We start from the raw sequence: 9517 nt of genomic DNA on the forward strand, positions 1-9517 counted from the left end.
GGCGCCGAGGCGGGCGAGCAAATCGAGAAACGGCGGGAAGCACGGATCCTCGACGATCACCGGGTCACCGAAGCGCACGTGTGCGGCGAGGAGCCGGTCCACCGCGTCGAGGGCGCCGTCGAGGACGGTCAGCCGTTCGCACGGCCACGGCCAGTCGGCACGCAGCGCCTCGGCGAGTGCGGGCAGCACCGCCTCGCCGAGATAATGCGCCGAGAGATCGCCCGGCGCGGTATCGCGCGAGAGCGCGTGCAAGGCGGCGGCCAGGTCGGGCAGCAGCGCCGGATCGGGGGTGCCGTGCGAGAGGTCGACGCGAAAGGCGTTGTCGGAGTGCGAGTGCAGGCGCTGATACCGCCCGATCGGCGTCTGCAGTCTCTCGCCGACGAACGTGCCCGCCCGCCCGCGCGCGGTGATCGCGCCGGTCGCGGCCAGCGCGCGCCAGGCCTGGCTGACGGTGGCGGGGGACACCCGGAGTTCGCGGGCCACCTCGCGCACGGTGGGCAGCCGGGTACCGGGAGCGAGTGCGCCCGAGCGGATGCGGCGACCGATCGCGGCGGCGATCCCGGCGGCGGTTCGCTCGTCGAGGTCCCCGGCGAAGTCCGCGGGCAGTGCGGTCGGCGAGGCTTCGGTCATGGACTCATTCTGCGGGGTACTGCGCGGCCGATCCGTGGTGCACGCCAACGTTTACGGCACCGAAACTGTTTCCGCGCTCTTGTAACACAACAGAATCAGTTGTAGGTGCAGTATAACAAAGCATGGGAATCGTCAGAGCGGCGCTCGTCCAGACCACCTGGACCGGTGACAAAGAATCAATGACCACGGCGCACGAGGACTACGCACGGGAGGCGGCGGCGCAGGGTGCGCAGGTGATCTGCTTCCAGGAGTTGTTCTACGGCCCGTATTTCTGCCAGCTGCAGGACACCAAGTTCTACGAGTACGCCGAATCGGTACCGGGCCCGACGACCGAACGGTTCTCGGCTCTGGCCGCCGAGCTGAACATGGTGATGGTGTTGCCGGTGTACGAGCGCGAGATGGACGGGCTGCTCTACAACACGGCGGCTGTGATCGACGCCGACGGCTCCTACCTCGGCAAATACCGTAAGCACCACATCCCGCAGGTGACCGGATTCTGGGAGAAGTTCTACTTCCGGCCGGGCAATCTCGGCTGGCCGGTATTCGACACCGCGGTCGGCAGAGTAGGCGTCTATATCTGTTACGACCGCCATTTCCCAGAGGGCTGGCGAGCGCTCGGCCTCGCGGGTGCCGAAATCGTGTTCAATCCCTCGGCGACGTCGAGGGGGCTTTCCAGCTATTTGTGGAAACTCGAGCAGCCGGCCTCGGCGGTGGCCAACGAGTATTACGTCGGTGCGATCAACCGGGTCGGCATCGAGAGCGAATACGGCGACGACGACTTCTACGGCACGAGCTATTTCGTCGACCCCGAGGGGCAGTTCGTCGGTGAGGTCGCCTCCGATACTTCGCCGGAATTGGTTGTCCGTGATCTCGATATGGATCTGATCAAGATCGTGCGCGAGAGATGGGCGTTCTATCGCGACCGTCGCCCGGAGGCCTACGGACCGTTGGTGAACCCCTGATGCGCACCTTCATCCACGGCGGGACGGTGGTGAGCGCCACCGGTTCCCAGCTCCTCGACGTGCTGATCGACGACGAGACGATTGTCGCTGTCCTGCAACCGGGTTCGACCGCGCTCGGCGCTGATCTCGCGGCCGACGCGGACACGGTGATCGACGCGACCGGCAAGTACGTGATCCCCGGCGGTGTCGACGGGCACACACACATGCAGCTGCCGTTCGGCGGCACCGAGGCCAGCGACACCTTCGAAACCGGGACCAGGGCAGCGGCCTGGGGCGGCACCACCACGATCGTCGACTTCGCGGTGCAGAAACCGGGCCAGCGGGTGCAGGACACCCTCGCGGAATGGCACGGCAAGGCCGCGGGGCGGTGCGCGATCGACTACGGATTCCATCAGATCATCGGCGACGTCAACGACGAATCCCTCAAGGGGATGAGCGAACTCGTCAGCGAAGGCGTCACCAGCTTCAAGCTGTTCATGGCCTATCCGGGGGTCTTCTACTCCGACGACGGCCAGATACTGCGCGCCATGCAGTCCGCGGGCGACCTCGGTGCGCTGATGATGATGCACGCGGAGAACGGCATCGCCATCGACGTTCTCGTCGAACAGGCCCTCGCGCGCGGCGACACCTCGCCCTACTTCCACGGCACCAGCCGTCCGTGGCAGATGGAAGAAGAAGCAACCCATCGCGCGATCATGCTGGCGCAGTTGACCGGTGCCCCGCTGTATGTGGTGCACGTCTCGGCGAAACAGGCGATGCAGCAGATCGTGACCGCGCGTGACAACGGCCAGAACGTGTTCGCCGAGACCTGTCCGCAGTACCTGTACCTCTCACTCGAAGAACAGCTGGGCGCACCGGGTTTCGAGGGTGCCAAGTGGGTCTGCTCGACACCGCTGCGCTCGCGCGCCGAGGGGCATCAGGACGAGCTGTGGCGGTTCATCCGCACCGGCGACGTCACCGCGGTGAGCACCGACCACTGCCCGTTCTGCATGAAGGACCAGAAAGAACTCGGTGTGGGCGATTTCAGCAAGATCCCGAACGGGATCGGCGGGGTCGAGCACCGGATGGATCTGCTGTTCCAGGGCGTCAAGGACGGGCGGATCTCGCGCGAACGGTGGGTGGAGGTCTGCTGCACCACCCCGGCCCGGATGTTCGGCATGTACCCGCGCAAGGGCGTGATCAGCCCGGGTGCCGACGCCGACGTCGTGATCTACGACCCCAACGGACACACCAGCATCGGCCTCGGCAAGACCCACCACATGAACATGGACCACTCGGCGTGGGAGGGCTTCGAAATCGACGGTCATGTCGACACGGTGCTGTCGCGCGGCCGGGTGATCGTCGACGGCGGCGCCTACCACGGCCGCGCCGGGCACGGCCGGTTCCTCCGGCGCGGCCTGTCACAGAACCTGCTGTAGAAACCAACTGCCGAAACGGAGAGTGCCGATGGACATCGGAGTCGTCCTGCAGTGCACACCACCCTCGTCGCGGGTGATCGAACTGGCCAGAGTGGCCGAAACCCACGGGTTCTCGCACGTGTGGACCTTCGACTCGCACCTGCTCTGGCAGGAGCCCTATGTGATCTACAGCCAGATCCTGGCCGCCACCCGGAAGGTGACCGTGGGGCCCATGGTCACCAACCCGGCCACCCGGGACCAGACGGTGACCGCGTCCGTGTTCGCCACGCTCAACGAGATGTTCGGTAACCGCACGATCTGCGGCATCGGGCGCGGTGACTCGGCGGTCCGCACCGTCGGGAACAAGCCGACGACGTTGGCCACCCTGCGCGAATCGGTGGAGGTGATCAGGGAACTGGGCAACGGTCGCAGCGCCCGCGTCGGTGACGTCGAGGTGCGATTCCCGTGGGCCGCCGATTCGCGGCTCGAGGTGTGGGTGGCCGGATACGGGCCCAAGGCCCTCGAGCTCACCGGGCAGGTCGCCGACGGGTTCATCCTGCAACTCGCCGACCCCGACATCACCGCATGGACCATCGGCAAGGTGCGTGCGGCGGCAGCGGCGGCAGGCCGAGATCCGCTGTCGGTGAAGATCTGTGTCGCCGCGCCCGCCTACGTCACCGACGGATCGCAGGCCGCCCTGGAACACGCCCGTGACCAGTGTCGCTGGTTCGGCGGCATGGTCGGCAACCACGTCGCCGACATCGTCGCGAAATACGGTACGGGCAGCGATGTTCCAGCGGCGCTGACCGACTACATCGCCGGCAGGCAGGGCTACGACTACAACGAGCACGGGCGGGCGGGCAACACGCATGCCGATTTCGTGCCCGACGAGATCGTGGACCGGTTCTGCCTGATCGGGACCCCCGACGAGCAGCTCGCCCGGCTGTGGGAGCTCGAGCAGCTCGGCGTCGGCCAGTTCGCGGTGTATCTGCAGCACGATGCCAAAACGGCCACGCTCGAGGCCTATGGCGAGCAGGTGCTGCCGCGGCTGAATCGGCAGGTCACCGCGATCCGAGCGGCCGGTCTGTCATGATCGCCGGGCAATTGCCGGTGGGAGTGCGCCGGTGACCACGGGGACCATCGATCCGGCGACAGCTGTGGTGCCGCAGAAGATCCGAGCTTCCACGCCGGGTCGGACCCGGTTGCTGCGCGCGGTCTACGGGGTGAGCGCGTTCGTGCTCGTGGCGGTGATCTGGGAGCTGGTGAAGGTGCTGGTGCCCGCCGACGGCGTGAGCATCGCGGGCACCCGAGTACTCCCTCGCACCAGCGACGGCGCGCTCCCGCACGTCTGGGCGGTGTTCACCGTGCTCGGCGACGCGGACGGTCAAGGCACCGTCGGCGCGACACTGCTGCGCACGGCGATGTTCACGTTGGGTCTGTCGTTGCTCGCGTTGTTGCTGGGCGCGGTGGTCGGCGTGGCGCTGGCGGTCGCGATGCAACGGTTCGGCTGGCTCGAACGCGGCCTGCTGCCGTATGTGGTGCTGTCACAGACGGTTCCGCTGATCGCGCTCGCGCCGCTGGTGGCGGCCTGGGGCGGCAAACTGTCCATCGGCGGTGAGCCGTGGCGGCCGTGGATGAGCATCGTGGTGATCGCGGCCTATCTCGCCTTCTTCCCGATCGCCATCGGGATGCTGCGCGGGCTGCAGGCGCCGTCGGCGGCCTCGGTCGAATTGATGCGGAGCTGTTCGGCCGGGTGGTGGGCGACGTTGACGCGCTTGCGGTTTCCCGCCGCTGTTCCCTCGTTGATTCCGGCGCTGCGCCTGGCCGCGGCGGCCGCGGTGATCGGCGCGGTCGTCGCCGAGATCTCCACCGGCACCGCGGGCGGGATCGGGCGCCAGATCATCGTGTTCTCCCAACAGGCCACCGGCGATGCGGCCCGGCTGTACGCCGCCGTGCTCGCCGCCGCGTTGCTCGGCGTCGTCCTCACCGCGCTGGTCGGTCTGGTGGAGCTGGCGCTACGCCGCTACAGCCACCCGCCGGGCACCGGCACGGTGAGCGAGGGCTGATGAGCGCCGCCGAAACACTCTCCACGACAACGTTTCAGGAAGAAGTACCCATGACCACCTCAGTCGCCGAACCCGGCAGCCCGGGGTCACCGGTCTCGGCCGCGGTCGAGCTGAGCCATCTCGGCAAGACCTTCGCCGCTGGTGCGGTGACGGCACTGTCCGATGTCTCGCTCACCGTCGCGGCGGGCGAATTCGTCTCGCTCATCGGACCTTCCGGCTGCGGCAAGTCCACCCTGTTGCGGATCGTCGCCGATCTCGAGACGCCCAGCAGCGGCAGTGTCACTGTGCACGGCAAGCCGGCGCGGCAGGCACGGATCGATCAGGACTACGGCATCGCGTTCCAGCAGGCCGGTCTGCTCGACTGGCGCACGGTCGCGGCCAATGTCGAACTGCCCCTGGAATTGCACAAGGTGCCGAAGGCGCAGCGCAGGGCGCGCAGTGCCGAACTGCTCGCCATGGCCGGGCTCAGCGAGTTCGCCGACCGGTATCCGGCCGAACTGTCCGGCGGCATGCAACAGCGCGTCGCGATCGCCCGCGCGCTGGCCCGCACACCGTCGCTGCTGCTGATGGACGAACCGTTCGGTGCGCTCGACGAGATGACCAGGGAACGCATGCAGGGCGAGTTGCTGCGCATCGCGGGGGAGACCGGCGCCGCCGTCGTGTTCGTCACCCACTCGATTCCCGAGGCGGTGTACCTGTCGGACCGGGTGGTGGTGCTGTCCGCACGACCTGGCCGGATCAGTGACATCGTGGCGACCGGCGGCTGGGATCGCGAGGCGGGCACCGATGTCCGGGCGTCCGCGCAGTTCTTCGCCGCCGTCGCCGCGGTGCGCGCGGCCCTGCGCGGCGAGCACGACGACACCGCCGTGGCCGGACGGGATCTGCGATGAAGACCTGGCTGCCGCCGGTCCTGGTCGGCATCGTCGCCCTCGCGCTGTGGCAGGTGCTCACCGTGGTGGCGGGCGTGCCCTCGTTCCTGCTTCCCGCGCCCAGCGCTATCGCCGCTCAGTTCGTCGAGAACGCGGGCCGGATCCTGGACGCCTCGCTCGCCACCGGCACGAACGCGCTGGTCGGGTTCGTCGCCGGGACGGTGCTCGGCCTGGCCGCCGCCGTTCTCGCGGTGCGATTCGGCGTGATCGACGGGCTGCTGACGCCGCTGGCCGCCGCCGCTGCCGCGGTGCCGATCGTGGCGCTGGCACCACTGCTGAACTCGATGTACTCCACCACCACCGAGACGCCGCGACGGCTCGTGGTCACCATCGTCGTGTTCTTCCCGGTGTTCGTCAGCACCGCTCGCGGACTGCGGCAGGTGCCGAAGGTGCAGGCCGATCTGATGACCTCCTACGCCGCGTCGGGATGGCAGATCACCCGCACCGTGCGCCTGCCCGCCGCGCTGCCGCACCTGTTCACCGGACTGCGGATCGCGGCCCCCGGCGCGGTCATCGCGGCCATCATCGCCGAATACTTCGGCGGCCTGCAGAACGGACTCGGCAGCCGGATCACCTCCGCCGCGGCCAACACCGCCTATCCGCGGGCCTGGGCCTACGTCGTCGGTGCGATGTGCGTGGGCCTGGTGTTCCTGGCCGCCGTCCTGCTGCTCGAACAACTCACCCGTCGACCCCGAACCCCACTGCTGTCCACGATCCGATGAGGGAGATCAATCCATGACCGAGACCGCACTCCGGTTGCGCACCGCGCTGGCGCTGGCCGCCGTGGCCGCCGCCGCGCTGACCGGCTGTAGTACCACCGACAGTGGCTCCGAGACCACCGCCGACGGCCTCACCAAGGTGACCCTGCAGCTGCAATGGTTCAAACAGGGGCAGTTCGCGGGCTACCTGGCCGCGGTGGACCAGGGCTTCTACAAGGAACAGGGCCTGTCGGTGGAGATCCTCGACGGCGGCACCGACATCGTCCCCCAGACGGTGCTCGCCCAGGGCCAGGCCGACTACGCGGTGGCCTGGGTACCCAAGGCCCTCGCGTCGCGGGAGGCGGGCGCCGGGATCACCGAGATCGCTCAGATCTTCCAGAAATCGGGCACCAAGCAGGTCTCGTTCAAGTCCGAGAACATCGCCGGGCCCGCCGCGCTGCGGGGCAAGACCGTCGGAAACTGGGGCTACGGCAACGAATTCGAGCTCTTCGCCGGGATGACCAAGGTGGGCATCGACCCGGCCAAAGACGTGAAACTGGTCCAGCAGCAGTTCGACATGAACGCCTTCCTCGCCAAGGACATCGCCGCCGCTCAGGCCATGTCCTACAACGAGTACGCCCAGCTGCTCGAAACCAAGAATCCGGCCACCGGAAAGCTCTACACCGCAGACGATTTCACCACCATCGACTGGAACGACGAAGGTGTGGCCATGCTGCAGGACGCGCTGTGGGCCAACACCGAGAAGCTGAAGGACAGCGAGTACCAGGATCAGACAGTGAAGTTCCTGACCGCCTCGCTCCAGGGCTGGGCGTTCTGCCGCGACAACCTCGACAAGTGCCGCGACATCACCGTCGCCGCGGGCGCCACGCTCGGCGCCGGGCACCAGCAGTGGCAGATCAACGAGGTGAACAAGCTGATCTGGCCCTCACCCGCGGGCATCGGCACCCTCGACAAGACCGCATGGGATCGCACGGTCTCGATCGCCGAGAACACCAAGAACGCCGAGGGTGCAACGGTTCTCACCAAGAACCCCGATGCCGACGCCTACACCACCGAGTACGTCACCAAGGCGCTGGACCGATTGAAGGCCGCGGGGGTGGACGTGACGGGTGCGAGCTACCAGCCCGCGCAGGTCACCCCGACCGAGGGCGGTAAGTAGTTCACCCACGCGCGACGGTCCATCGCACGGCCGATGGACCGTCGCCGTGCGTTCAGCGCGGAGTCAGGCCGATGACCACACCGCCCTGCTGCCAGGTCTGGTAGATGTCGGCCTTGGACGGTTCGCCGTCGGGGAGGTAGCCGATGCCGTTGAACTTCGCGTTCTGCTCGTTGTCGCGCGCGATCACCGCGAACAGCTCCAGAACGTGCTGTTCGTCGGTGTACACGGTGGCGGTGAAGGTTTCGGGTGCCCCGCCACGCGACAGGCGCACCTGCGCGCCGCCCTGGAGATTCTTCACCCACGGCCGCAGCGCCGTGCCGATCAGCAAGTCGCCGCCGTGCACGGTGTAGGCCACCGGGACGTCGTAGACGGCGCCGGATCTGCGGCCGACCACATGCAGGGTGGCCAGCCGTTTGCCGACGATGCCGGACAGCACCGGCACCTTCAGCAGGCCGCGGATGAGGGTATTGAGCTGGGACTGAAAGGAGCGGATCGGCTCGGGGCCGGTGGTCGTCGGTGTGCCGTAAGGGTTTTCGGGAGACGCGGAATCGCTCATGATCCCAGTATCGCCACGTGCGAGCGTGCCCGCAGTACAGGTGACCTACGCTGCGAAGATGACATCTGGGCAGACCGAGATCTGGCACAACCCGCGCTGCACGAAGAGCCGCAACGCCACCGCGCACCTCGACGCGGCCGGCGTGGAATACACCGTGCGCCGCTACCTCGATGATACCCCGACCGTCGAGGAACTGCGGGCGGTGCTCACGCGGCTGGGTGCGCAGCCCTGGGATATCACCCGCACCGGCGAGCAGATCGCCAAGGATCTCGGAATGGCGGAATGGGGGCGCACCGAGGCCGACCGGGACCGGTGGCTGAACGCGTTGGCACAGCATCCGAAACTGATCCAGCGGCCCATCGTGCTCACCGCCGACGGCGGCGCGGTGGTGGCGCGCGACGAGGAATCGCTGCGCGCGCTCGACTGAGTCAGGGCCGCGCGCCGTCGTCTCCGATGAGCAGACCGTCCAGGACCGCCCGTGTGTCGGGAACGAACGGCCACGCCGGATCACGCAGATACGCACGCAGTTCGGCATCGGTCCACCACCAGCCGTCCGCGATCTCGGACGGCTGGTGGACGAACGGACCGTCGCAGCGGTACTCGTAACCGAACAGGTGGCAACGCAGCGCGCGGCCCGCCCAGTCGCCGTCCCAGGACGCGGTGGCGCGCAACGGAAGTACCGTGCCGGCGGGGACGGCGATGCCCAGCTCCTCGCGAAGTTCGCGGATCGCGGTGTCGGACGGGTTCTCACCGGCGTCGACCACCCCGCCCGCGAGGCAGTCGTGCATGCCCGCGAAGACGAGTTTGGTGTCGGTGCGCCGGTGGACGTACACGCGGGTTCCGTCGGACGATCGCACGAGAACGCCCGCGCTCGCGTGCCACAGGCCGTCGCGGTAGACGGTGCCTCGATCGGCCTCGCCGATCACCAGCCCCTCGGCGTCGTAGACGGCGAGCAGTTCGTCTTCGGGGTTCGCTGACACCGCCCGAGGGTAACCGCCTCGAGCGCTGACCGGCGCGCGGTAACCGGTAGCGAGTGCGAGGAGTTACGGTCCCGCATCTCGGCAGGTGATTCATCGTTTCCGGCGCTGGGGCTTCACCC

At 67.9% G+C, this 9517-nt stretch carries 11 protein-coding genes; 8 read left to right on the plus strand and 3 right to left on the minus strand.

The genetic code is table 11. The features are described from left to right. A partial coding sequence (locus tag ACFWF3_RS12750) for a GntR family transcriptional regulator (RefSeq protein ID WP_379313811.1) occupies window positions 1-630 on the minus strand: 630 nt, incomplete at its 3' end. A gap of 122 nt (window positions 631-752) precedes the next feature. On the opposite strand from ACFWF3_RS12750, the gene ACFWF3_RS12755 reads away from it, so the two are divergent. From ACFWF3_RS12755 to ACFWF3_RS12785, 7 genes are read left to right on the plus strand one after another with little or no spacing between them, the layout of a single operon-like run. Then, entirely contained in the window at window positions 753-1592 is an 840-nt protein-coding gene (locus ACFWF3_RS12755) for a nitrilase-related carbon-nitrogen hydrolase (RefSeq protein ID WP_379313812.1), read from the plus strand. After that, window positions 1592-3010 carry a dihydropyrimidinase gene (gene hydA, locus ACFWF3_RS12760; RefSeq protein ID WP_379313813.1) on the plus strand — a complete coding sequence of 473 codons (1419 nt, stop codon included), beginning with the start codon at window positions 1592-1594 and terminating at the stop codon, window positions 3008-3010. The genes ACFWF3_RS12755 and hydA overlap by 1 nt, the downstream gene beginning before the upstream one ends. A 28-nt stretch (window positions 3011-3038) precedes the next feature. Further along, on the plus strand, window positions 3039-4082 hold the full coding sequence (locus ACFWF3_RS12765; protein ID WP_378988129.1) for a TIGR03842 family LLM class F420-dependent oxidoreductase: 1044 nt from the start codon (window positions 3039-3041) through the stop codon (window positions 4080-4082). 31 nt (window positions 4083-4113) lie between these two features. Beyond that, the gene (locus tag ACFWF3_RS12770) at window positions 4114-5055 is read left to right on the plus strand and encodes an ABC transporter permease (protein ID WP_379313814.1); all 942 of its coding nucleotides are present in this window, start codon (window positions 4114-4116) and stop codon (window positions 5053-5055) included. 50 nt (window positions 5056-5105) lie between these two features. Next, entirely contained in the window at window positions 5106-5945 is an 840-nt protein-coding gene (locus tag ACFWF3_RS12775; protein WP_379313815.1) for an ABC transporter ATP-binding protein, read from the plus strand. Then, on the plus strand, window positions 5942-6706 hold the full coding sequence (locus ACFWF3_RS12780; RefSeq protein WP_379313816.1) for an ABC transporter permease: 765 nt from the start codon (window positions 5942-5944) through the stop codon (window positions 6704-6706). The genes ACFWF3_RS12775 and ACFWF3_RS12780 overlap by 4 nt, the downstream gene beginning before the upstream one ends. 13 nt (window positions 6707-6719) lie before the next feature. Beyond that, window positions 6720-7862: an ABC transporter substrate-binding protein gene (locus tag ACFWF3_RS12785; protein WP_379313817.1), complete on the plus strand. Its 1143-nt coding sequence runs from the start codon at window positions 6720-6722 to the stop codon at window positions 7860-7862. A gap of 52 nt (window positions 7863-7914) precedes the next feature. On the opposite strand, the gene ACFWF3_RS12790 is transcribed toward ACFWF3_RS12785, so the two are convergent. After that, complete coding sequence (locus tag ACFWF3_RS12790; RefSeq protein WP_379313818.1) at window positions 7915-8418, minus strand: nitroreductase/quinone reductase family protein; 504 nt, start codon at window positions 8416-8418, stop codon at window positions 7915-7917. A gap of 58 nt (window positions 8419-8476) precedes the next feature. Here ACFWF3_RS12790 and ACFWF3_RS12795 point away from each other — a divergent pair, with 58 nt between their 5' ends. Beyond that, window positions 8477-8845 carry an arsenate reductase family protein gene (locus ACFWF3_RS12795; RefSeq protein WP_379313819.1) on the plus strand — a complete coding sequence of 123 codons (369 nt, stop codon included), beginning with the start codon at window positions 8477-8479 and terminating at the stop codon, window positions 8843-8845. A 1-nt stretch (window position 8846) separates the two neighbouring features. Here the strand turns inward: ACFWF3_RS12795 and ACFWF3_RS12800 are convergent, their stop codons facing one another. Further along, window positions 8847-9398, minus strand: a complete 552-nt coding sequence (locus tag ACFWF3_RS12800; RefSeq protein ID WP_379313820.1) for an NUDIX domain-containing protein — start codon at window positions 9396-9398, stop codon at window positions 8847-8849. Window positions 9399-9517: the final 119 nt, after the last annotated feature.

The organism is Nocardia sp. NPDC060220, assembly GCF_042727815.1.
GTDB lineage: Bacteria > Actinomycetota > Actinomycetes > Mycobacteriales > Mycobacteriaceae > Nocardia.